Here is a 21,057-nt window from a genome sequence, read left to right as displayed (position 1 = left end):
CACCAATCAACGATACACGACTGGTGCAATAGCAGCGGTTGTCATCTGCTGGCAATTTCAATTCACGCGACATCGTTTGCCGGCGATGAATCGCCTAACCTTAGGGTTGAAACCGGCAAAGCTGTGAAGCCATCGGCCAGTTCCTGAAACGATAGCACCTGTATTTCGATATTATTTCTGGTTAGAAAGGTTTTCAGATGGCGCCGCACGTCCATTGCAGTCATCAGTACCGGCTTCACCTGACCATTACTTATCGATTGTGTACTTTTCTGAATTTCAGACAGCAGCAGATCGCTTTGCTTGTCGTCCAGCATAAGGAAGGGGCCAACATTGGTATCACGCAGGCAATCGCGTAACAGCGCCTCGGTATCGCGTTCCAGAACAATGGCTGAAATCGTGCCATTCTGATCGGCCACCTGGTGACAGATTTTCTTGGCCAGGGAAACACGTATATATTCGGTCAAGGTCACGCCATTTTGGTCCGGCGAAGCCCACTCGGCCAATGCCTCCATAAATTGGCGTTTGTTTGTCGGAAAAATCTGTTCCTGAACCAATCGACGCAAAACATCTGCAATTTGCTGAACGGGGCACTGGCGCAGCACTTCATTGCGAAGCGCTTCATAAGTTTGACCCAGTTCGCTTAGCATCGTCTGCGTTTCCTGTATGCCGACGAATAACGCGAAATGCTTGAAAACAGACCGTTCAAGCATGTCGACAAGGTGCTGCGTTGCCGCGCGATAAAGAAGGCCAGCATCCGCAACCGCCTGTTTATGGTCAGACGGCACACTATATAACGTGCGGCCATCAGAGGTTGCAATCTGATCAAACGGAACACTGATCAGGTCAATGAATTCGGGGCAATCCTCCACATATATTCGATCATCACGCAACGTATCCCGAAGTACCGGAACGTCTTCCATCATAATCTGAAAGCAATCTGTTTGCAGCGATGGGTCCATTTTCACAGTCATGGCAGGACATGGCAGCCCTATCGTTTGGCTGATTTTATCGCGCAGCGCCAGGATCGGCTCTGCAAGAGCATCAAGGTCAATGTCATGCGCCAGCGCGTCGGATACCAACACCTCGACAGGGGCGTCTGCCGGTAACTGTGTCACAGAAACTGCGTCCTCGTTTGTCTCGGGTAAGGCGGCGGTATCAGGCTTTTTGCGGCCAATCAGAACACTGGCAAAACCAAAAAGACCACCCAGGATAAGCAGGATAACGGTTGGAAATCCTGGCAATAGTCCCATACCGCAAACCGTAAACGCAGCCATTCGCATGGCGCGCCTGTCGGACATCAACTGGGCAATAATGTCTGAGCCCAGATTGCGTTGCGTATCGCCTTGCACACGGGTGACGATTGTGGCCGCGGTGATCGAAATCAGCAGCGCAGGTATCTGTGAAATCAGGGCATCGCCTACAGTCAGAAGCGAATATTTATACCCTGCTTCGCCAAATGACATGCCGCGCTGGACCATACCGATCGTTAGTCCGCCGATCAGGTTGACGCTGATGATAATCAGACCGGCGATAGCGTCGCCCTTCACAAATTTCATCGCGCCATCCATTGCACCGTAAAACTGGCTTTCACGTTGCAGCAGTGATCTGCGCTGAGAGGCTTCAAGATTGTCGATATCGCCGTTTCGCAACTCGGCATCGATGCTCATCTGCTTGCCAGGCAAGGCGTCCAGCGTAAAGCGTGCACCAACCTCGGCAATGCGCTCGGATCCTTTGGCGATTACGATGAACTGGACGATTGTCACGATAAAGAATACGACCATCCCGACAACGACATTGCCAGCGATCACAAAGGCGCCGAATGTGTCAACGATGGCACCAGCGTTGCCTTCAGACAAAATCAAACGTGTTGTTGTAACAGACAACGCCAGCCGGAAAATGGTGGATATCAGGATTATGCCTGGCAGGCTTGAAAGCTGCAGCGCCGATCCAAGATAAACCGCCGTCATCAACAGCAAAACCGCGATGCCGAAGTTCAGACCAATCAAGCCATCAACCAAAGCGGTCGGCATAGGCAGGATCATCAACATGATCGTTATGATCAGCAGCACACCGATGGACAAATCCTTGCTGCTGGTCAGCAATTGCAGCAAGCGTTGTGTGGTCAGGTGTTGCATTGGACTGACCTTTCACTTGTACTCTGCGCGGCAGCAAAGGCGCGCCTGGCCTTCGCCATTGAATTGGCGCGGAAAAGGGCACGTGACAGCAAAAGCTGAATGCCTTTGCGGGCGGAAAACCCCGTTTCGATCGATAACAGATGTTCGCAGGTCGAAATGGCGCGATCATTTTCACCAACATCCAGTTGCGCCTGCGCCGCGGCACGTAGGGCCAGAACATGATCCGGATCTGCTTTCAAAACGGGATGCAACAGCGAAAGCGCATGCCGGGAATGACCCAACCTGACATAGGTCTGTGCCATCAAAACCAAAACATTATGTTGTTTCCGGGTCATCATATTATCCCTTCAAAAGCGAATTCAGTTGTTGTTGCAGAATTTCGATCTTCTCGATTTCGCAACGGATCGCTGATGCGGCCGCCAAATCGTCAACGTCTGCGCTGTGTTCAAGCGTCAGCAAAGCAGACCGCAGTTCGATCTGGATTTCGGCATTGTTGATAGTCTGTCCTGATGGACGCGGGGGCGTTACAAACTCTAGCAGCGTGCGAAACAGGCCGGGGACAGGCAGCTTTTGCTTGGGGACCAGCAAATCAGATGAAAAATCCGCATTCAGTTTGGACCTGAACAGGCCGATATCATTCCGAGGTGCCGCGATACCTTGCGTCGAAACTGGAGGGGATAAGGGCCTGACCTGCATTCATCCGATCCCCTAATATTTCACGTCGATGGTTTGTTCAAAAGCCTGAAATCGTGCGGTATCTTTGCCGATTTTCAATAGAGTCCAACCATTTGGCAGCTTTGCGCCTTCGTGGTATCGAACCCCGCTGACAGATATAAATGGCTTGCCCGCGAACCAGACTGACTGAATTGTGGGTGTCTTTCCCGTTGATGTGGTGGTTTGGCTGGGGTGAACATCACGGATCAAGGCCGTGTCGCTGAAGGATGCATCAAACCACCGCTCGATATCTTTCCAGACTGCCATCTGGTCGACGCCAAGACCACCAGAAACCGACAATGCACCATCGTTGCGTGTCAAGCGGATCGTCCGATGCAGACCGTCCTGCTCAAGACGTTTATCCAGTGCATCAAAAGCCATCTGTGTCATATCTGGCAGGGTCGGCCGGGGATGATCCTCGACCACGTTCTTTGGTGTGGGCAGTGGCAGTGGCAGGTCCGAAGAATTCATTGCGTTCGCAGTGATCGACAAGCTGATGACAGCTGCGACGACACAACTGGCGACGGCCAGGATCAGCTTGGATCGATTCTGCGGCATGTCGAAATGCAGTACGACATCCCCAAGCTGCAGATCAGCCGGAAAGGCGATTTTGGCTTTATGCCCAGCTGGCACGATACCCTGATCCACGACGTGAACGTCCTTTTCCAGTGCAGTCAGCGTCGCATTCAGGCCACTGACATAAAGCACGGCATGCTCATCCGCGATCTGCTGATCCGACAGCACAATATCGCAGGCCAACGACCGACCAATAAGCGTGCGTCCTTCGGTCAGCGGGTCCTGTGCGCCAGCATGATTTCCTGAACGAACGGTAAGATTGCAAGGCATGTCAAATACCACTTTTCGTGACAGATGGGGATAAGCAGGGCGCTGCAAAACAACGCCCCGTCTTTTGATTTAGACAGGCTGGATGCCCTTCTTGGCGACACCAAGTTCGGTGCCTTCTTCGGTGGTCAGCTTACGCATTTCGACATTGCGGCGTTGCGCTTCATCAAAGGTTGCGCGCAGTTCGCCCATCATTGCGCCAAATTCGCCGCCGCCGACAGCTGCCGACGAATCTGCTGCTGCGCCAACGTCTGCTGCGGATGCTCCGGATACGGTTGCCATGGTATTTCTCCTTCAGGTTTGGTTAAGTTCAGTTAAGATTACGCGGTTTGAACATCGACGGGATTGACGATGCCGTTCAGTCCGGCGATCCCAGTGGCCAAAGCATCAAGCCCCTGCCGCTTTTCGGATGTATCGTCACCGGTGGTTTTCAGGCTGGTCGTCAAGATCTTGATTGCATCAAGAACGCCTGCAGCCTCGGTCGCAGTTACAGTTTCACCACCTTCACCCGCGTCATCCTGCGATTTGACGATTTGTTCCAGCACTTGCGTTACATCACCCATCAGCTTTTGCTTAGTGGATTCGTTCAGCGATGTGCTGGAGTTAATGAAGGTCGTGATTTCCATCATTGCCGACAAAAGCTGCGACATATCACCTGACAGTTCACCAACAGGCATTGGGTCAGCAGATGTGCCACCGGTCGGGTTCAGCGTGATGCCGGATGGTGCAAAGTCTGAACGGCCTTCAGGCGTGCTAAACTCTAGCGTCGCGAAGGGCTGGTCAATCTTTACCGTCTGATCACCACTTTTGTTGCCGCGGATTTCGATGGTGTCCAGAACGTTACCATCTTTGTCCTTCACGGTAATGATCCCCTTTTCCTGGGGCTTGCCACCCTTGTCACCGAAAAGATCGACGATATCGACTTCAGCGCCTTGGGTGCCTTCGGGTGCGTGGAACTTCAGAACCTCATCACCACCGATCTCATCATGACCGTTGTCTTTCGAGGCGCCTTTGGTTTTCACCCCAATACCCATGTCACCGCCTTTGCCGTCCTCTAGCGTCAGGCCGGCACCTTCGGGCGCTTCCATCATGGCCATTAGCTGATCGCCGACCAGCCGCTGTTCAGGCGGCATGGGTGCCTTTGGTTCAGCCTTGGATACTTCACCATTGGTCACAGCGGGTGTTTCAGCAGCACTGTCGGCGGTCTTTTCCGCTTTTACTGCATCATCACCCTTGGCAGGTGTAGACGCATCCGGTTTGGATGCACCACCCATGCCGTTTTTAAGAATGGCAATCAGATCAAGGATATCGTCTGCCTTGGCCTCTGACGTATCGGCTGATTTGATACGATCCAACATGACATTGGCTGCATCCATATTGCCTGCTGTACCAACCGAACCCGAAGCACTGGCGCCGCCAGAGCCACCGGACCGGGTGTCGACCACGGGCGTCAGAATACCACGCAGACTGTCTGCAACGTAATCAAGCTGAGCCGTGCTGCCGCCTTCACCGCGCGCACCGGCCATGGGCTGGCCCATCAGACGCGATAGATTTGTCAGATAGTCCTTGCTATCATCATTCAGGCCCTTGGCATTTCCCGTGGCATAGCTTTGCACACCTTGATGAAGCAACTTATCCAAACGGGCGCCTTCCTGATACAAGCTGCTGTCGTTCTTGAATTCAGAACCGGATTTGTCTGCAAAATCGCTGATGCGATCTGCACTTTGCTTCAGTTTGCTGGCAAATTCGGTGCCAAACTGAAGCCCAGTTCCATCCGATTGCGCGGTGACGGTATGGGCGCCACCTACTCCTGGGATAGACATTTGCTATCTCCTTTCGTTTTGTGGTGAAAGTTTTGGATGACTTAGGTTTCGTCCATTTCCTTGAACGCCTCTTCATCCATCTGTTGCATGTTGGACAGTTCGTTCGACGCAAACGATGCAATCTGCATGTTCAGCGCCTGTTGAAACTGGGCGGCAGCTTGTCCGCCACCTTCTGTCAGGTCGTCGATACCTTTACCGGCAGCGGCCAGACCTGGATTGCCGGTGACAAGACCACCGATCTGCAGACCCTTTCCGACAATATCTCCCAGACCACTTAAAAAGCTCATATTTCTCTCCTTTTCGCGTCAGGGCACAGGCCCCCTTGCAATGATACAAGTCGAAATGATCAGCTGATCGTTTTCCGACCGTGCATAATGCATGGGCCTGAAACCTTGCCGTAACCTGACGGCTGGAAAGAAAATGCGAGGGGTCGGCCCTGCGGCGGGACGGTGCCAGTCTTAGTTGCGCGTTTGCGGCACGGACTGGCGATCGTTGCCCTGGATGATGGTCAGGGTACCGGTGGGTTTGGGTGCCGCAGGTGTCGGCTGTAGTATGGCGTGAAAGGCCTCGGACAAAAGCTCGATATAACGTGGCGGTCCTGATGCCCGGGCCAGACCCTGCTCACCCGCTTCAGAAACGGGAAACCGTTCGTCGGCGATCCCAAGCTCTTCCAATGTCAGCAGAAAATCATCAAACGATATGTCATTCATTTGCAGAATAACGGTTTGATCGTCTTCGACAGGGGTAATGTGTATAACCTGCCCGTCGTAGTACCAACTGAACCCATGGGTCAGCGCCAGATGGTGCAAAAAGCCCTCGGGCGTAAAATCGCCTGAAAGCCGTTGAACCTGACCCTTTACGTCATCGTTGATATCAATGGGCACGTCAAAGCTTTCACTGAAATCCGCCAGCACCGACTGCAGATTCTGATCGATGATCAGATAAGGCATTTCCTGATCTTCCAGCTTTAGCGGCGCTGCATGAAGTGCCTGAAAACCAAGGCTAAAAAGCCATAAAGATACCAAAGCGGTTCTGATCAGAACGGCCCGAATACGGGTTTGGACGACGACTGTCATGGCGCACCTCATGCGGATCTATCAGGCCGATACATATTGATCTTTTTCCCACCGCACAACGCCCCGCTGTGAAAACAAAGACGTAAGGCAGCCGTAAGAATCGCCCGTTACCTCAGACAACAACGCCATTGCCCATGGCGGCGATTGAATGAGGAAAAGCTATGGATCCCAAGATATCAAATGCACCTTCAGGCGACGTCGCACTGCCTGATAATCCGACGGCCGAAAACGGAAAGGCGTTCTTAGATCAGATGCAGATCGCCGCAGATCTATCTGTTCAGAACAGTGTCAAGTCGCCCTCATCCGCTACGGAAAATCTGACGTCCCGGATCAGTGATATTGTGGAAAATCACAAGGCGCTTGGAGCGACTGAAGCGGCGCAAATCAAATCCGTCCGTCGTCTACCAGATGGCCCCGCGTCTGCACCTTTACCCGCGGACAATGCAGCTTTTGAACAATCCATGAAGTCGCTTAAGGCCACTTTTGATCACGCGATTGAGCTGGAACTGGTGGCCAAAGTCGGCACGCAGTTGCCCAGTTCAATGAACAAGCTGATGTCGGGAAACTGAAGATGCATGTGGTTCGAAACATCATCTGCTCAACGGCGTTGGTCTTGGCCTTGGCCGGATGCCAGACCGATCTTTATACCGACCTGAACGAGCAGGAAGCGAATGAGATCATATCGACGCTTTATCGCCATCAGATCAATGCGACGCGTGTTCCCGGCAATAGTGGCCTGATCACGGTGCAAGTGGATCAAACACGTTTTTCTGATGCGGTCGAAGTTTTGCGCGCCAATGGCTACCCGCGCCGCGACTACGCTACCTTGGGCGACGTATTCAAAGGCGAAGGCTTTGTTGTTTCGCCCACCGAAGAACGGGCGCGCTTTGTTTTTGCTATGACAGAAGAGCTATCGCGCACGATCTCTGACATTGATGGGGTACTGTCCGCGCGAACGCATGTGGTGTTACCCACCTCTGATAGGTTTTCGAGGGATCAGAAGCCGTCATCTGCATCGGTTTTCATTCGCCATGATCAGGCGTTTGATCTGCAGCCTCTTGTCCCGCAGATCAAAATGCTGGTCGCCAACAGCATTGAGGGCCTGAAATACGACAAGGTCTCAGTCGTGATGGTGCCGGTCGAAACAAAAAGCGAGGTAACCTTGGCGCCACCGCGCGCGCCGGCAATGTCCACCCTGCAGGCCATCGTTCTGGGGGCCTTTATCGCACTTTGCATACCTGCCATCGGCCTGATTGGATGGCGTAGCTGGCATTTGCGCCAAACGTCCCATGGGCTGATCACCAGTCCCATAGAACAGGGGGGGCAGTGATGCGTACCCCTGCAGATCATACCGCGATCATTGCATCAAAAATCGCAGATATCGTTCCCGAGATGGCACAGAGTAAACTGCGCCCCCTTCTGCCGGAAACGGTTTGGGATGATATCGGTCAAAGTCCACGGATGTGCCGGATCTTGGCATCGCATATTGTTGGCTGCCTTGAGTTGCGGCAGATTTCGGATGGTGTTCTGACCCTTGCGCAACACGGACACCCACGACTGTCACGTGCGGTGGATTACGCAGGCGCAGCCTTGTGCGCATATTACCTGCGGCAGTTGATCAAGAAATCCGCGGTCGAGGCCATTATCGGGGACATCGGCGAACAAGCCTATCAATTCGCAATGGCCTGTGATCAGTCCCCGACCGGTCTGATTGGCTGCACCATTTCAACTGAAATCATTCGTCATATCGGACAATGTGCTTTCGCGGGCTGGATCAACACACTGTCAGATGCCGAGGTGCGTCTGATCCGGTTGACCGTGTCCGAATGTGACCACGCATCACCGCTGCCACACCCTGCCCCCGAGGTGTTTCAAATGGCATTGGAGGCAACAGATGCGTGACCATAATCTACGCCCAGATGTCCTGCCCGTACCATTGCCAACGGTGATCAAAGCCAATGAGCTAGAGCTGTGTATCCAGGCGGAACAAACATATCTGTTGGCAGAATACGAAGCCAAGCGCTGGACAGATGCAGGGCGACAGGCGTTTCGCAGCGCGAAAAAAGAGGGTTGGCAAGAAGGCTATGACGATGGCTTGGCTACCGCAAAAGCCGCGCTGACAGATATCGCCGCTGAATTGACCGGTCGACTGGAGCAGATAGAAAACGACGCTCAGATATTAGCCATGGAAATCGCCCGTAAGCTGGTCTCCAGTCTGCCTGCGCAAGACATCGTGTCCGGCATTGTTGAAGCGGCTTTGACGGCATATCGAGACGAAAAATCCATCACCGTTGTTATGTCAGCCCGTGCGTCTGACGAAGAAAAGACGCGTGTTCAAAGTGTTATCCAATCCAGCAAAATCCCGGCAGTTCTTGAGTTCGATTCCGCTGTTCATCCGGATGGATGCGAATTGCGCCTGTCGTCTGGTTTTGTAGATTTGTCGATAGACAGGCAATTCGAAAAACTCGCGGCTGTTCTGATGGCGGAGGTGGGCGATGAGTAACGGTTCGCCACATACTGCTAAACTGTGTGCCGATTTGGCCGAGGTTCGGCTTTTTCAGACCGTCGGGCGCCTTCAGCAAATCACGGGCTCGACCCTTTACGCCAAAATTCTATCCGGGCGAATAGGCGAGCTTTGCCACCTTCGCGACCCATACAGCAAGGCCCAGATCCTGGCCGAAATCATCGGATTTTCCAATGGGCATGCGGTTTTGACACCAATGGGCGATATCCGCGGACTATCCACTAAAACAGAAGTCGTCCCGCTGGCGCAGTTTGGGCAAATTCCAGTGTCGGACGATTTGTTGGGGCGCGTGATCGACAGTTTTGGCCAACCAATGGATGGCCGCCCCCCGATAAAGTCGACATTGTTCAACCCGATCCACCGATCCGCGCCTGATCCGATGCAAAGGCACGTAATCTCAGATCCCTTACCCTGCGGGATACGCGCGATCGACGGTTTTCTGACCTGCGGTCAGGGGCAACGCATCGGCATCTATGGCGAAGCGGGCGGTGGCAAATCGACGTTGATGTCTTCCATCGTCAAGGGATGTGCGGCCGACGTCTGCGTGATTGGCATGATCGGGGAACGCGGACGCGAGGTGCGCGAATTCGTTCAGGATCACCTGGGCCCGGAGGCCATGAAAAAATCGGTTGTGGTCGTGTCTACATCCGACCGCCCCGCCGGTGAGCGTGTCATGGCAGCTTTTGCAGCCACAACCGTTGCCGAGTATTTCCGGGATCAGGGCAAGCGCGTGTTGCTGTTGATGGACAGCCTGACCCGATTTGCCCGCGCGCAGCGTGAAATAGGACTGGCAGCCGGTGAAATGCCCACGCGGCGTGGTTTTCCGATCTCGGTCTTCACTATGCTGCCAAACCTGCTGGAACGTGCAGGTCCTGGCGTGACTGGCTCGATTACGGCCTTCTATACTGTTTTGGTTGAGGGCGATGGTACCGCCGACCCCATCGCCGATGAAACCCGCGGTATTCTGGATGGTCACCTGATCCTATCCGCTAAGTTGGCCGCCGAAAATCACTATCCGGCCATCGATATCATGCGCAGCAAAAGCCGGTTGATGAACACGATTGCTGAGCCCGATCATGTAAAAGCAGCCGGGCATCTTCGTGATCTGATGGCGGCATATGATGACATCTCGCTTCTGGTCAAAGTGGGGGAATATACCCCCGGTGCCGATCCGAAAGCTGATGAGGCTTTGGCTAAATACCAAAAAATAAAAGCGTTTCTGAAGCAAGGCACTGATGAATTCAGCAGCTTTGACGACACGCTTGTCGCACTGCAGGGGATCGCACATGAAACCGAATGATGTCGCCCTTTTGCTTCAACTGCGCCAGCACCGCCACAACAAAGCGATGGCACATTACGCCAAAGCGCAAGGCAATCTGTCAGCCGCCCACACTCAGGCCCAGGATGCAGAAATCGGGCTGAAAGAGGCCACAGAAATAGAAAAGGCAAGAAAACAAGACGCCTATCGCACCCTGCCTGGTCGGCGCCTGACCGGTTTGGATCTGCAGCGTCACCACCAGATCATGAAACAGCTAGAAGCATGTACAGATGCCGCCAGCGGCGTGTACGCTGATGCCTTGGTCAGTGTCGGCGAACATCAGCAACAGCTGGACAGCGGGCACAGGATTCTTCGGCAAGAAACCAAGTCACTGCAAGGCTGGCAGGCACTGGCCGAGCAGCTGCGACGCTCATATCAGCAGTCCGCAATGAACAAAGCCACAATCGAAGAAGAGGATGAGGTCTCAGACCTTTTCACCTTGCAAAATTTGGGGGGGTGGCATGGTTGAGTTCATCCCAAACAACAAGGTCATACGCGCGCGTCCAAGACCTGTCGAGATCAACGATCTGGACCTGCACAACCGACTTTGCACATTGGATTGCATCGAACTGGGCAGACTGAATGGAAAGCGCGTTTCACTGTCAGTGGACATGCATGCTTCAGATCAGATCGATCTATTTTTGCAGCTTCAAATCGGGGATATCAACGCCGTTTTGGGACTGCCCGGGGAACTGATCGACAAGATAGCCAACGATCGCCCTGAACAGATCGAAACATCAGATTTGTGCTTTTTGACCAACCTGATCCTTGATGATGTGCTTGCCCCTTTGGAAGAAAGACTGGGACTGCCCATTACCTTTACCGCAGTTTGTCAGCCAGCGCCTGCAACTGCGTCATTCACGATCAAATATGGCACCGATTTATACGCCGCTTCGCTGAGTGGTACGGATGCGGCCACGATGCTGTTGACACAGTATCCCGCGCCGAAAACCGACACCGGCCATGTCCCAATGACAGCCAGTCTGCGTATTGGTCATGTCAACTTACCAGTCAGCACCGTTTCTGACCTTGGCCGCGGTGATGTGATCATCCCCAATGACCAACCGATCACGGCGGATCGCGGAACCTTTCACCTTTACCCAAACCTGATGGCGGACGTGACGTTCGACCATCACACCATAACGCTACAGGAGGATCTCAAAATGGCGTTGGATACCACAACTGCACAAGTTTCACTGCACAATATCGATATCGACCTAACCTTCGAACTGTGTCGGCAAACCGTTCCCTTGCACAAGATTGAAACCCTTGGCAAAGGCCATGTTTTCCGGTTTGACAGCCGGATTGACGACAGCTTTGTCCGTATTCTGGCCAACGGTCGTTTGATCGCAACCGGTGAGCTGGTTCAGATCGGCGACCGGATTGGCGTGCAGCTTCGGGACCGGGTCGATGATTGAGGACAGCTCGCCCACCATATTGGCCATCCTCAGTGTTACAATCGGGCTGGGGCTGGTCACGTTCTTGGTCGTGACCACAACGTCGTTTATCAAGGTTTCTGTCGTGTTGTTCATCGTCCGCAACGCGATTGGGATTCAGCAGACACCGCCGAACATCGTGCTTTACGCGATCGCACTGACGCTGACGGCCTTTATCAGCGCGCCTGTGGTGCAGGGCGTCATCGATCAGGTTCTGGCGCTTGACAGCAATTTCGACACTTTGGATGACTGGATTGCGGCCTTTGAACAGGCCCAAGGCCCCATCAAAGCGTTTTTGATGGACTTCACGAACGAGGCTGAACGCGCCTTCTTTCTGGACGCAACGACTCAGGTCTGGCCCGAGGATCGGGCAAGTCAGGCCCAGACCACAGATCTGGCTGTTTTGATGCCTTCGTTTTTAATCACAGAGTTAAAACGTGCGTTTGAAATCGGCTTTCTGTTGTACTTGCCGTTTGTTGTTATTGATCTGATCGTCACAACGATACTGATGGCGATGGGTATGTCGATGGTGACCCCCACTATCATATCGACGCCGTGCAAGCTGTTTTTATTCGTCGCCGTCGATGGCTGGTCGCTGTTGTTGCACGGGCTGCTGTTAACCTACACACCGGGACTATGAGGGCGCGATGGAGTATTCAGATATCCTGATCACTGTCACGAACGCGCTGGGCATTTTCATGACAATCGTCCTGCCCCCACTTGCAGCTGCTTTGGCTGTTGGACTGATTGTGGGCGTTCTACAGGCAGCCACCCAAATCCAGGATCAGACCCTGCCACAGACGGTTAAACTGTTCGTCGTCATAGGCGTTTTTGCATCATTGGCCGGATCGATCTTCTATCCGCTGACCCAGTTTACAGAAAGCATCTTCGCGGGCTTTCCGACGATGGTGCCGTGATGGATCAGCAGGCGTTTCAGACGCTTTATGGGGATTTGTATGAAACCCTGTTTCACTGGGCTTTGGCTGGGGCAAGAATGCTGGGGATCATGGTCGTTTTTCCGGTCTTTACCCGCGTTCAGATCGGTCAGTTGATCAAGGGGGGCATTGCGCTGGCAATTGCGCTGCCGGTGGTGGGTCCGCTTGGCGATCAGGTTGCAAACCTAAACTTATCGGGCGTTTGGCAGGCACTTTACGTCGGCAAGGAAGTCGCCGTCGGTGCATTGTTCGGATTTCTTCTGGGCATTCCCTTCTGGTCGATCCAGGCTGCGGGCGAAATCATTGATACGCAACGCGACGTTGCAGCCGAGGGTTTGGATGACCCCAGCACAAAGTCACAGTCGTCTGTTGTTGCGTCATTCCTGAGCTTTGCAGCAATCGTTCTTTTCGCCGCCAGCGGCGGTTTTCAAATGCTGATCCAAGTTCATTTCAGCAGCTATACGTTTTGGCCACTGGACCGGTACACGCCAAATTTCGGGACCGACGCCATGAACGTCGCGCTTATGATCTTGGATGATATTGCCTATGTCGGGCTTCTGACGGCAGGCCCTGTACTGGTCCTGTTCATACTCAGCGACGTTTCCATCATGGGGCTGTCGAAACTGGCGCCACAATTGGCCAGCTATACTTTGGCACCACTTCTGAAAAATGTGCTGTTTTGTGTCTTTATAGTTGCCTATATTCAAATCCTACCGGGCTTCATCATTGATACATTTCCTGACACCTCGGAGATGATCGGCAAACTAAGATCCTTCGCGCCAATATGAGTAGCGAAGAAAAAACCCTGCCGCCGTCTGAAAAGAAACTGTCGGATGCGCGCGAGAAAGGGCAAATCGCCCATTTCAGCGATTTTGTAACGGCCATTGTCTTTGCTGGTATGCTGCTGTTCATCGTCATTCAGGTCCGCGCTATAGCAAGCTTTTTGAAAGGCCAGATTCAAAACAGCATTCATGCTTTGGACCAGCCATTCGAAGATATCGCCACCACGGCCATCGCTTCGGCATTCGCGGACAGTGTTGGTCTGATCGCACCGCTGTTGCTGATTGTTATCGCTTTGACGGTTCTTTTGAACCTTGTGCTGAACAAAGGCTTTCTGTTCGCGACCGAAGCCATTATGCCTAAATTATCAAATCTGGATCCGATCGGCGGTTTTGGGCGGATCTTTGGAATACGGGCTTTGATCGAATTCCTGAAATCGCTTTTCAAACTCCTTGTCTTGGGTGCGATCCTGGGGATTTTGATCAGCTTTGCATCTGGATCGCTGATTTATCTGCCGTTTTGCGGTCTTGGCTGCGTCCAGCAAGCGCTGATCTGGACGATTATGGCGATCATGATCGCATCTGTTGTTGTCTTTCTGGTGGCTGGCGCGGCTGATATTCCGCTTCAGAAGTGGCTTTTCGAAAAAGACATGAAAATGACCCAGACCGAAGCCAAGCAAGAACGAAAAGACAGCGACGGAAACCCGGAAATCAAATCCGCTCAGCGCAATCTTAGGATGGAAAGCTCAGGCGCATCGGGCGGCAAACTGGGGATCGATCAGGCAACTTTGCTGATTGTAGGCCAAAGCGCGGCGATCGGCCTGAGATATGACGAGGATGATACACCTGTTCCGATGTTCGTGGCCAAAGGCACAGACGACGGCGCACATTATCTTCTGCAAGCCGCACTTGATCGCGGGATCGCCATTCACCGCAATGAAGAACTGGCCAATCGTCTGCACAAAGGGGCCACGCTGGGGACTCACATTAAGAAACGTGATTTTTCGCAAGTGGCGCGGGCCATTCACCTTTCGACATTACGACGGCGCGGCATGTAAAAGCGCAATAAATCCCACCAATTATTTTCCGCTTGCAAGGCTGCTGTAAGTCAATCGCGCCATAGAAGGAACATGAACATCACATCCAGATAAGGGACGTCACCCATGTTTTCGTTTTCCGCACCGGCAGAGCAAATCCTAGATCAACCACCAACAGACTACTTTGACATTCCTGCAGACACACCCGCGTCAAACAACCTTGTGTCGGATGTGCACACGCGTTTCCTGGACATCGAGACGCTGCATTACCGGAACATCCATGCCGCCTACGACTTGGTGATGAACGACAACTATCGTCATGTTCGTAAAGTATCTTTAGTTGTTCCCGTCAACGCCACATCAAACAACCTTCGTTGGTTGTCAGCCATCGTCTATCGCAATGTCGATCTGACAACAGTGACGTGCACGCTATCCGATCTGCTATCAGACCTGCGTAATTCGCAAGGTATCGTTGTCTTGCGCAGTCATGCGGATATCTTGATTGGATCAGGCCTGACAACACCCTGAGCCAGCACCCCCAAAACCCTTATATCAGGTTGGATCTGGCTGAGGTGACAGCGTTTCCCAGTGCTCACCCATGGCCACAATACATGCGGTGCCATTTGCATAGCTTTGTACCATCGTCCATTCGCCCGATGATGGTTGAAGCCACACCTCAAGAATAGCGTCAGGCCCCCGCAAGCCGCGGCTCTGCCGCTCTGCACCCAGAATATTTGACAAGCGGTCTTCCAGGCGCGCGCGGTCGTCGCAATGAATATCGCGGATCTGCGCAAATGCCACACGCGGCAGCAAAGATGCGATGATTAGCGCATATACAAGCCTGGATTTCATACTTTTACTTATCACCAGTTTGTAGGTTGTAACAGCTTTATGACGGTTTGCCGGGTGTGCGTTAATATATTGATAAAACCGTAAAGCTTGTCGCTTCTTTAAAAGCATTCGAAACGAGCTGTCGTATTTCTGCGAAAAAAGCTTCACGGTTCTGAATCATTTCTTTCACAAAATCGTAGCAGCCACAGCTTAGCCCCATCCCCGACACTTGGGGGATCCGCATGCTTTCTGTTGATGCACTGACAAAATCATTTGGCTCCAAGAGGGCCGTCGATACGGTCGGCTTCACGGTCGATAAACCCATGATGATTGGTGTCATCGGCAGATCTGGCGCGGGGAAATCGACGCTATTACGCATGATCAACAGATTAAGCGATGCAACAAGCGGATCCATCCGCTTCGAAGGCGAAGAAATTACGACCCTGAAAGGTGCCAAGCGCCGCGCTTGGCAGTCCCGCTGCGCGATGATCTTTCAGCAGTTCAATCTTGTGCCGCGTATGGATGTTGTGTCGAACGTGCTGCATGGAACACTGAACCGTCGGTCGACCCTGGCCACGATGTTTAACCTGTATCCACAAGCCGACATTCACAAGTCGATCGACATATTGGATCGCCTGGGCATCGCAGAACAGGCGGCCAAACGGGCCGAAGCGCTTTCAGGTGGCCAGCAGCAGCGCGTCGCAATTGCCCGCGCGCTTATGCAGGACCCACAGATGATACTGGCGGACGAGCCGATTGCGTCCCTTGACCCGATGAACGCGCAAATCGTGATGGAGGCATTGCGTCGTATCTACGAAGAAGATGGGCGCATGGTGATCACAAATCTGCATACGCTTGATACCGCGCGCAGGTATTGCGACCGGGTTATCGGTATGCGCGACGGCCGGATCGTGTTTGACGGCACACCGGAACAGCTGACCACCGGTGTCGCCCGCGACATCTACGGTGCGGGCGCAGATTTTTCCGAAGCCGCGACATCAACCGAAATCGAAACACTGAATACGCAGACGGCGCAAAGGCCCGTTCCAGCCTGATCATAACCGCCCCGCCCTACGGGCACTTCACCAACGGAGAGACCAATGAAGAAAACCCTAGCCCTTGCTTTGACAACATCAACCATGCTGACAACTGCCGTCCTTGCCGACAGCAACACAATCAGCGAATTCCGCATCGGCATCCTAGGTGGTGAGAACGCTCAGGACCGTATGAACAGCTATAGCTGCCTGCAGGATTATGCCAGCGAAGAACTGGGCGTAGAGGTCAGACTATTTGCACCTGCTGACTACAACGGTGTGATCCAGGGTCTGTTGGGTGGCACGATTGATATGGCATGGCTGGGCGCCTCGGCCTATGCAGCGACTTACCTGCAGGATCCAGAAGCCGTCGAACCCGTTCTGGTAAAAGTGAACATGGACGGATCAATCGGCTATCACTCAATCGGTTTTGCACGTGCTGACAGCGGCATAACATCCTTGGAAGACATGCAGGGCAAGGTCTTTGGTTTCGGTGATCCGAACTCGACCTCTGGCTATCTGATCCCATCTATCGAAATTCCACAATCAACTGGCGCAACGATGGAATCAGGTGATTACTTTGGTGAAGTCAAATTCACTGGCGGCCACGAACAAACAATCGTTGCGGTCTTCAATGGCGATATCGATGGCGGCGTCACATGGGCCGATGCACAAGGAAACTGGGAAGACGGCTATAATTCAGGTGCATTGCGCAGAGCTGTCGATGCAGGACTTGTCGATATGAATGAGCTTGTTCAAATCTGGAAGTCCAACGTTATTCCAGAAGGGCCGGTCGTTCTTCGCAAAGCGCTTCCCGCGGATGTTAAAGCAAAAATGACTGAACTGGTCGACAATCTTTATGAAAACGACCCGGAATGCTCGTATGGCGTATTTGCAGGGGATAATTTGGGCGCACAGCCAGTAACCCACGAAACGTATATTTCGATTGTAGAAGCTCGCAAAGCGAAGATCGGCGGATAAGTTCGCCTTTTTTGTCTGGCAGTCTGAATAAGGCTGCCAGACCTACTTTATGGATCCCACTTATGACCGATGCTGCCTCACCCCATCCTGCCGGTGTGATCGAAATCCAGTCGCACTACATGGCACAGGTCCAGCGCCGACGCCTTTATAGCGGTCTGACGCTGTTGATCTTCGTCATACTGATGGTGGCGGGGTTCAACATCGCCGATGCGCGCAATGCTGGCGGATTTTGGGACGGGGTGCTGAATATTGGGGACTATCCGGCTGAGGTTATCTCAGAAGCCTGGGAAAAACGTGCGGACCTGCCCGGGCTAATTGCTCGCTTTTTTCCGGCACTGATCGAGACGATCAATATCGCAGCCGTGTCGACCATCATCGGCGCGTCGGCCGGTCTGATCTTGTCGCTTCTGTCAACACGTGGCCTGGCGCGCTGGCCCGTTCTGATCCCGCTTTTTCGCCGGACCATGGACATCATGCGCGCAGTGCCCGAGATCGTTATCGCGCTTGTCCTGATCTTTGTTCTGGGCGGTGGGCCGGTGCCCGCCATGATCGCCATCGCCATTCACAGCGCGGGCGCACTTGGAAAGATGTTTTCCGAAGTCGCCGAAAATGCCGATCTGAAATCGGTCGAAGGCCTGTCATCGACCGGCGCCACATGGCTGCAGAAAATGTGGCTTAGCGTATTGCCCCAGGTCGCACCGAATTACCTTAGCTACACATTGCTGCGGTTTGAGATTAACATCCGCGCCTCGGCCATTCTGGGGTTCGTCGGCGCAGGTGGTCTGGGGTATGAGCTGCGTAACGCCATGGCCTGGGGTCCCGGTCGCTTTGACGAGGCCGCGGCGATTTTCATCCTGCTTTTCGGAACAATCGTTCTGTTTGACCAGATCTCAAGCCGCTATCGCAACCGCCTGACCGAGGGGCAAAACGGATGACCAGTGCTGATCTGGACCTTGTCAAATCGAACACCGATGCCTTGATGCAGCGTAAACAGCTGGTGGCTTTCGCCTTTCCGGCGGTGATTTTGGTCTACTTCATCTATGTTTTCTTTGCTTTTGATATCGCAGGTCTTGCCAAACGCGCCAACTGGGACAACGCCGTCACGTTGGCCTCGGACAGTTGGTCCTATAAGGTTCACGTGACCCGATCAAACCGCACAGGTGAAATCGAATACGCGGTCGAGGGTGAACGCAAAGGCCGATACCCTGACGGACAGCGCCCCGATTGGGTCAGCGGACAGGATATTACCACAATCGACCTGGGTTCGGATACGATCGTGCGGCTGTTGTCCGACAACCGTACCGAGGTTGACGTTCCCAGCTTTGGTCTGATCGAGGCGCAGGCCGAAGGGCGCCAGATTACCACCAATCTGGGGGGTCAGATCCCCGACTGGATCAGCGCATCTGATCGACGCGTAGCTATAACAACACCAGAGGGCCGCATTACAATCACCGGCTCCAAGACCGAGGTTTTCAACTATTTCCCCGGATGGGAACTTTTCTGGTTTACCTTCGAAAGCCCCTATCACGGATATGGGCTGGGCCAGATATTGTTCGGTGATCGGATCGACCCTGCGCGTGGCAATATCCAAGGCGCAGTTTACGACTGGTGGAACAATGCGATGTGGCGCCACAACGAAGTCGCCTGGGCCATTGGCGAAACCATCCTGATGGCCTTCCTTGGCACCTTTGGGGCCGCTATCATCGCCCTGCCCCTGTCGTTCATGGCCGCCAAGCGCTTTGCACCGATTATGTTGGTACGCGCCGCGACCCGCCGTTTGTTCGATTTCGTCCGCGGTGTCGATGCCTTGATCTGGACAGTGGTTCTGGCCCGCGCCTTTGGTCCGGGTCCGCTGACCGGATCGCTGGCCATTCTGATCACCGACACCGGTACGTTCGGCAAGATATTCTCCGAAGCCCTTGAGAATGTCGACGAAAAGCAGATTGAGGGGGTTAACTCAACCGGTGCCAAGCCGCTGCAGCGGTATCGGTTTGGCGTCATTCCACAGCTTGTTCCGATTCTGCTGGCCCAGATTCTGTATTTTCTGGAATCGAATACCCGTTCTGCGACGATCATCGGTGCCATCACAGGCGGCGGCATTGGCCTGATGCTGACGCAGGCCATCCAGACACAGAAAGACTGGGAGGAAGTCGCCTATTACATCATACTTGTCGTCGTCATGGTGATGTTCATGGACTCAGTCTCGGGCTGGTTGCGTGGACGATTGATCGGGCGAAAAGACTAAGAATGCCACGACTGTTTCGGGAAAAGCCCTTTATTCACGACGGCTGCAGTATAACTGAAAGCGATTTTGGTGCCTATACCGAGGTCGGCGCAGGCAGTCGCATCGCATATAGCAGTTTCGGCGATTATTCCTATTGCGACCGCTATGCCGATATCGCCAACGCGACGATCGGAAAACTTGCCAATATCGCCGCGTTCAGCCGGATTGGCGCGACGGATCATCCTTTGCAAACTGCGGCCTGCCATCATTTTCTTTATCGCTCGGACGATTATTGGGATGATGCCGAACCCGACGCGGCTTTCTTCGAACATCGAAAATCGCGACGCGCTTACATCGGGCATGATACCTGGATCGGAGCCGGCGCAATGATCAAACCCGAAGTGACATTGGGCGATGGTGCGGTTGTCGCTGCAGGTGCGGTCGTGACCAAGGATGTTGACCCCTACACAATCGTTGCAGGCACGCCCGCCAAGCCACTGCGCTTGCGACAGCCGCCAGAAGTTGCCGAGCGGTTGATCGCGTTGGCCTGGTGGGACTGGCCGCATGAACAATTGCGAAACGCCTTGGATGACTTCCGTAGCCTGTCCGCCGAAGCTTTTCTCGAAAAGTATCAGACCTGATGATCTAGTGTCAGCGTGACGCGGTCCCCGGAAAACCAGGTGCGCCCGTATTCGACCGGCATTTGATCCGACCCGACATTCACGCCCTTTGACAACAACAGTGGATCACCCTCTTTGACCTGCAGATGCAGCGCCTGGGTGGCATTGGCCAGAACGGCCGTCAAACGGGTCGAGGCCCGCGTGTAATCCGTGACACCGGCCAATCGCAACGCCGCCGTGACGCTACTGGTGCCAGACAAGGCTTTTACGATGTTTGGCAGCCGTGTTTGCGGAAAAACACTTTCAAAAACGGCGATCGGCAGTTCATCGGCCAAAGACAGACCATGATAGGCGCAAACGCTGTCACCGGCCACGATACTAAGTGCCTTTGCTTCACCCGGTGTCGCGGCCCTGGTTTCGATCTGAAGAATGCGCTTTTCCGGCCGACGCCCCGCCGCCAACAGGTTTTCGTGAAACCTGACGCGCGTGCCGATGGGATAATCCGTGGGCTTTGCCGTCACAAATGTGCCTGCACCACGACGGCTGCGCACAAGGCCCTCGTCCACCAGATGTGACACCGCGTGACGAACAGTATGCCGATTGACGCCAAACCGCGCGGCCAGTTCAGCCTCGGTCGGCATTTTGTCACCGGGTTCATATCGCCCCTCAGAAATATCACTCCGCAGGGTACCGGCAATCGACATCCAGATCGGCGTGGGGCTTCTTTTCGGGTTCTTTGTGTCACTC

The 21,057-nt window shown here is 53.7% G+C and carries 27 protein-coding genes; 17 read left to right on the top strand and 10 right to left on the bottom strand.

Going from position 1 to position 21,057, the window contains the following annotated elements:
- Positions 1 to 62: 62 nt before the first annotated feature.
- The 8 genes from sctV to H7848_RS08935 form a co-directional block, all read right to left on the bottom strand.
- Positions 63 to 2,135, bottom strand: a complete 2,073-nt coding sequence (gene sctV, locus H7848_RS08970) for a type III secretion system export apparatus subunit SctV (protein ID WP_208350370.1) — start codon at positions 2,133 to 2,135, stop codon at positions 63 to 65.
- A complete protein-coding gene (locus H7848_RS08965) occupies positions 2,123 to 2,470 on the bottom strand; it encodes a tetratricopeptide repeat protein (protein WP_208350361.1) in 348 nt (115 codons plus the stop codon). Before H7848_RS08965 ends, sctV begins: the two co-directional genes overlap by 13 nt.
- Before the next feature lie 4 nt (positions 2,471 to 2,474).
- Positions 2,475 to 2,831: a hypothetical protein gene (locus H7848_RS08960; RefSeq protein ID WP_208350359.1), complete on the bottom strand. Its 357-nt coding sequence runs from the start codon at positions 2,829 to 2,831 to the stop codon at positions 2,475 to 2,477.
- A 12-nt stretch (positions 2,832 to 2,843) separates the two neighbouring features.
- The gene (locus H7848_RS08955; RefSeq protein ID WP_208350356.1) at positions 2,844 to 3,695 is read right to left on the bottom strand and encodes an FHA domain-containing protein; all 852 of its coding nucleotides are present in this window, start codon (positions 3,693 to 3,695) and stop codon (positions 2,844 to 2,846) included.
- A 69-nt stretch (positions 3,696 to 3,764) separates the two neighbouring features.
- Positions 3,765 to 3,974, bottom strand: coding sequence for a hypothetical protein (locus H7848_RS08950; protein ID WP_208350350.1), 210 nt, complete (start codon positions 3,972 to 3,974; stop codon positions 3,765 to 3,767).
- Between the two features lie 38 nt (positions 3,975 to 4,012).
- A complete protein-coding gene (locus H7848_RS08945; RefSeq protein WP_208350347.1) occupies positions 4,013 to 5,515 on the bottom strand; it encodes a hypothetical protein in 1,503 nt (500 codons plus the stop codon).
- A 41-nt stretch (positions 5,516 to 5,556) separates the two neighbouring features.
- Complete coding sequence (locus tag H7848_RS08940) at positions 5,557 to 5,802, bottom strand: hypothetical protein (RefSeq protein ID WP_208350345.1); 246 nt, start codon at positions 5,800 to 5,802, stop codon at positions 5,557 to 5,559.
- 171 nt (positions 5,803 to 5,973) lie between these two features.
- A complete protein-coding gene (locus H7848_RS08935; RefSeq protein ID WP_208350343.1) occupies positions 5,974 to 6,591 on the bottom strand; it encodes a hypothetical protein in 618 nt (205 codons plus the stop codon).
- A 161-nt stretch (positions 6,592 to 6,752) separates the two neighbouring features.
- On the opposite strand from H7848_RS08935, the gene H7848_RS08930 reads away from it, so the two are divergent.
- The 12 genes from H7848_RS08930 to H7848_RS08875 all read left to right on the top strand — a co-directional run bounded on the left by H7848_RS08930 (position 6,753) and on the right by H7848_RS08875 (position 15,148).
- Positions 6,753 to 7,160, top strand: coding sequence for a hypothetical protein (locus H7848_RS08930; RefSeq protein WP_208350341.1), 408 nt, complete (start codon positions 6,753 to 6,755; stop codon positions 7,158 to 7,160).
- A gap of 2 nt (positions 7,161 to 7,162) precedes the next feature.
- A complete protein-coding gene (gene sctJ, locus H7848_RS08925; RefSeq protein WP_208350339.1) occupies positions 7,163 to 7,921 on the top strand; it encodes a type III secretion system inner membrane ring lipoprotein SctJ in 759 nt (252 codons plus the stop codon).
- Positions 7,921 to 8,493 carry a hypothetical protein gene (locus H7848_RS08920; RefSeq protein ID WP_208350334.1) on the top strand — a complete coding sequence of 191 codons (573 nt, stop codon included), beginning with the start codon at positions 7,921 to 7,923 and terminating at the stop codon, positions 8,491 to 8,493. Before sctJ ends, H7848_RS08920 begins: the two co-directional genes overlap by 1 nt.
- A complete protein-coding gene (locus H7848_RS08915) occupies positions 8,486 to 9,094 on the top strand; it encodes a FliH/SctL family protein (RefSeq protein ID WP_208350330.1) in 609 nt (202 codons plus the stop codon). Before H7848_RS08920 ends, H7848_RS08915 begins: the two co-directional genes overlap by 8 nt.
- Entirely contained in the window at positions 9,087 to 10,415 is a 1,329-nt protein-coding gene (locus H7848_RS08910; protein ID WP_208350328.1) for a FliI/YscN family ATPase, read from the top strand. The genes H7848_RS08915 and H7848_RS08910 overlap by 8 nt, the downstream gene beginning before the upstream one ends.
- Positions 10,402 to 10,902 (top strand): hypothetical protein, encoded by a 501-nt coding sequence (locus H7848_RS08905; RefSeq protein WP_208350325.1) that lies wholly within the window; start codon positions 10,402 to 10,404, stop codon positions 10,900 to 10,902. Before H7848_RS08910 ends, H7848_RS08905 begins: the two co-directional genes overlap by 14 nt.
- Positions 10,895 to 11,851 (top strand): FliM/FliN family flagellar motor switch protein, encoded by a 957-nt coding sequence (locus tag H7848_RS08900; RefSeq protein WP_208350322.1) that lies wholly within the window; start codon positions 10,895 to 10,897, stop codon positions 11,849 to 11,851. The genes H7848_RS08905 and H7848_RS08900 overlap by 8 nt, the downstream gene beginning before the upstream one ends.
- The gene (gene sctR, locus H7848_RS08895) at positions 11,844 to 12,509 is read left to right on the top strand and encodes a type III secretion system export apparatus subunit SctR (protein ID WP_208350312.1); all 666 of its coding nucleotides are present in this window, start codon (positions 11,844 to 11,846) and stop codon (positions 12,507 to 12,509) included. Before H7848_RS08900 ends, sctR begins: the two co-directional genes overlap by 8 nt.
- Positions 12,510 to 12,516: 7 nt before the next feature.
- Positions 12,517 to 12,786, top strand: a complete 270-nt coding sequence (locus tag H7848_RS08890; protein ID WP_208350309.1) for an EscS/YscS/HrcS family type III secretion system export apparatus protein — start codon at positions 12,517 to 12,519, stop codon at positions 12,784 to 12,786.
- Positions 12,786 to 13,592 carry a type III secretion system export apparatus subunit SctT gene (gene sctT / locus H7848_RS08885; protein WP_208350308.1) on the top strand — a complete coding sequence of 269 codons (807 nt, stop codon included), beginning with the start codon at positions 12,786 to 12,788 and terminating at the stop codon, positions 13,590 to 13,592. The genes H7848_RS08890 and sctT overlap by 1 nt, the downstream gene beginning before the upstream one ends.
- Positions 13,589 to 14,641, top strand: coding sequence for an EscU/YscU/HrcU family type III secretion system export apparatus switch protein (locus tag H7848_RS08880; protein WP_208350306.1), 1,053 nt, complete (start codon positions 13,589 to 13,591; stop codon positions 14,639 to 14,641). The genes sctT and H7848_RS08880 overlap by 4 nt, the downstream gene beginning before the upstream one ends.
- A gap of 105 nt (positions 14,642 to 14,746) precedes the next feature.
- A complete protein-coding gene (locus H7848_RS08875; protein WP_208350304.1) occupies positions 14,747 to 15,148 on the top strand; it encodes a hypothetical protein in 402 nt (133 codons plus the stop codon).
- Between the two features lie 24 nt (positions 15,149 to 15,172).
- On the opposite strand, the gene H7848_RS08870 is transcribed toward H7848_RS08875, so the two are convergent.
- Positions 15,173 to 15,619, bottom strand: coding sequence for a hypothetical protein (locus H7848_RS08870; RefSeq protein ID WP_208350302.1), 447 nt, complete (start codon positions 15,617 to 15,619; stop codon positions 15,173 to 15,175).
- Between the two features lie 74 nt (positions 15,620 to 15,693).
- Between H7848_RS08870 and phnC the strand changes: the two genes are divergently transcribed.
- The 5 genes from phnC (at position 15,694) to H7848_RS08845 (ending at position 20,331) form a co-directional block, all read left to right on the top strand.
- Positions 15,694 to 16,506, top strand: a complete 813-nt coding sequence (gene phnC, locus H7848_RS08865) for a phosphonate ABC transporter ATP-binding protein (RefSeq protein ID WP_208350300.1) — start codon at positions 15,694 to 15,696, stop codon at positions 16,504 to 16,506.
- Between the two features lie 45 nt (positions 16,507 to 16,551).
- The gene (phnD, locus tag H7848_RS08860; RefSeq protein WP_208350297.1) at positions 16,552 to 17,466 is read left to right on the top strand and encodes a phosphonate ABC transporter substrate-binding protein; all 915 of its coding nucleotides are present in this window, start codon (positions 16,552 to 16,554) and stop codon (positions 17,464 to 17,466) included.
- A gap of 62 nt (positions 17,467 to 17,528) precedes the next feature.
- Positions 17,529 to 18,401 carry a phosphonate ABC transporter, permease protein PhnE gene (phnE, locus tag H7848_RS08855; RefSeq protein WP_208350294.1) on the top strand — a complete coding sequence of 291 codons (873 nt, stop codon included), beginning with the start codon at positions 17,529 to 17,531 and terminating at the stop codon, positions 18,399 to 18,401.
- Complete coding sequence (gene phnE, locus H7848_RS08850) at positions 18,398 to 19,711, top strand: phosphonate ABC transporter, permease protein PhnE (protein ID WP_208350290.1); 1,314 nt, start codon at positions 18,398 to 18,400, stop codon at positions 19,709 to 19,711. Before phnE (H7848_RS08855) ends, phnE (H7848_RS08850) begins: the two co-directional genes overlap by 4 nt.
- 2 nt (positions 19,712 to 19,713) lie before the next feature.
- On the top strand, positions 19,714 to 20,331 hold the full coding sequence (locus H7848_RS08845) for a DapH/DapD/GlmU-related protein (RefSeq protein WP_208350288.1): 618 nt from the start codon (positions 19,714 to 19,716) through the stop codon (positions 20,329 to 20,331).
- On the opposite strand, the gene phnF is transcribed toward H7848_RS08845, so the two are convergent.
- On the bottom strand, positions 20,322 to 21,014 hold the full coding sequence (gene phnF / locus H7848_RS08840; protein WP_208350459.1) for a phosphonate metabolism transcriptional regulator PhnF: 693 nt from the start codon (positions 21,012 to 21,014) through the stop codon (positions 20,322 to 20,324). The two genes, H7848_RS08845 and phnF, sit on opposite strands and share 10 nt — an antisense overlap.
- Positions 21,015 to 21,057: the final 43 nt, after the last annotated feature.

Origin of the sequence: Pseudaestuariivita rosea, assembly GCF_017592335.1 — a bacterium.
GTDB lineage: Bacteria > Pseudomonadota > Alphaproteobacteria > Rhodobacterales > Rhodobacteraceae > Parasulfitobacter > Parasulfitobacter rosea.
Note: the sequence above shows the minus strand (reverse complement) of the source record. Positions and strands in the feature narration are given on the sequence as shown.

Excerpts from the sequence above, each read along its gene's own strand:
- sctV (WP_208350370.1), bottom strand. The coding sequence starts at position 2,135 with ATGCAACACCTGACCACACAACGCTTGCTGCAATTGCTGACCAGCAGC.
- H7848_RS08965 (WP_208350361.1), bottom strand. The coding sequence starts at position 2,470 with ATGACCCGGAAACAACATAATGTTTTGGTTTTGATGGCACAGACCTAT.
- H7848_RS08960 (WP_208350359.1), bottom strand. The coding sequence starts at position 2,831 with ATGCAGGTCAGGCCCTTATCCCCTCCAGTTTCGACGCAAGGTATCGCG.
- H7848_RS08955 (WP_208350356.1), bottom strand. The coding sequence starts at position 3,695 with ATGCCTTGCAATCTTACCGTTCGTTCAGGAAATCATGCTGGCGCACAG.
- H7848_RS08950 (WP_208350350.1), bottom strand. The coding sequence starts at position 3,974 with ATGGCAACCGTATCCGGAGCATCCGCAGCAGACGTTGGCGCAGCAGCA.
- H7848_RS08945 (WP_208350347.1), bottom strand. The coding sequence starts at position 5,515 with ATGTCTATCCCAGGAGTAGGTGGCGCCCATACCGTCACCGCGCAATCG.
- H7848_RS08940 (WP_208350345.1), bottom strand. The coding sequence starts at position 5,802 with ATGAGCTTTTTAAGTGGTCTGGGAGATATTGTCGGAAAGGGTCTGCAG.
- H7848_RS08935 (WP_208350343.1), bottom strand. The coding sequence starts at position 6,591 with ATGACAGTCGTCGTCCAAACCCGTATTCGGGCCGTTCTGATCAGAACC.
- H7848_RS08930 (WP_208350341.1), top strand. The coding sequence starts at position 6,753 with ATGGATCCCAAGATATCAAATGCACCTTCAGGCGACGTCGCACTGCCT.
- sctJ (WP_208350339.1), top strand. The coding sequence starts at position 7,163 with ATGCATGTGGTTCGAAACATCATCTGCTCAACGGCGTTGGTCTTGGCC.
- H7848_RS08920 (WP_208350334.1), top strand. The coding sequence starts at position 7,921 with ATGCGTACCCCTGCAGATCATACCGCGATCATTGCATCAAAAATCGCA.
- H7848_RS08915 (WP_208350330.1), top strand. The coding sequence starts at position 8,486 with ATGCGTGACCATAATCTACGCCCAGATGTCCTGCCCGTACCATTGCCA.
- H7848_RS08910 (WP_208350328.1), top strand. The coding sequence starts at position 9,087 with ATGAGTAACGGTTCGCCACATACTGCTAAACTGTGTGCCGATTTGGCC.
- H7848_RS08905 (WP_208350325.1), top strand. The coding sequence starts at position 10,402 with ATGAAACCGAATGATGTCGCCCTTTTGCTTCAACTGCGCCAGCACCGC.
- H7848_RS08900 (WP_208350322.1), top strand. The coding sequence starts at position 10,895 with ATGGTTGAGTTCATCCCAAACAACAAGGTCATACGCGCGCGTCCAAGA.
- sctR (WP_208350312.1), top strand. The coding sequence starts at position 11,844 with ATGATTGAGGACAGCTCGCCCACCATATTGGCCATCCTCAGTGTTACA.
- H7848_RS08890 (WP_208350309.1), top strand. The coding sequence starts at position 12,517 with ATGGAGTATTCAGATATCCTGATCACTGTCACGAACGCGCTGGGCATT.
- sctT (WP_208350308.1), top strand. The coding sequence starts at position 12,786 with ATGGATCAGCAGGCGTTTCAGACGCTTTATGGGGATTTGTATGAAACC.
- H7848_RS08880 (WP_208350306.1), top strand. The coding sequence starts at position 13,589 with ATGAGTAGCGAAGAAAAAACCCTGCCGCCGTCTGAAAAGAAACTGTCG.
- H7848_RS08875 (WP_208350304.1), top strand. The coding sequence starts at position 14,747 with ATGTTTTCGTTTTCCGCACCGGCAGAGCAAATCCTAGATCAACCACCA.
- phnC (WP_208350300.1), top strand. The coding sequence starts at position 15,694 with ATGCTTTCTGTTGATGCACTGACAAAATCATTTGGCTCCAAGAGGGCC.
- phnD (WP_208350297.1), top strand. The coding sequence starts at position 16,552 with ATGAAGAAAACCCTAGCCCTTGCTTTGACAACATCAACCATGCTGACA.
- phnE (WP_208350294.1), top strand. The coding sequence starts at position 17,529 with ATGACCGATGCTGCCTCACCCCATCCTGCCGGTGTGATCGAAATCCAG.
- phnE (WP_208350290.1), top strand. The coding sequence starts at position 18,398 with ATGACCAGTGCTGATCTGGACCTTGTCAAATCGAACACCGATGCCTTG.
- H7848_RS08845 (WP_208350288.1), top strand. The coding sequence starts at position 19,714 with ATGCCACGACTGTTTCGGGAAAAGCCCTTTATTCACGACGGCTGCAGT.
- phnF (WP_208350459.1), bottom strand. The coding sequence starts at position 21,014 with ATGTCGATTGCCGGTACCCTGCGGAGTGATATTTCTGAGGGGCGATAT.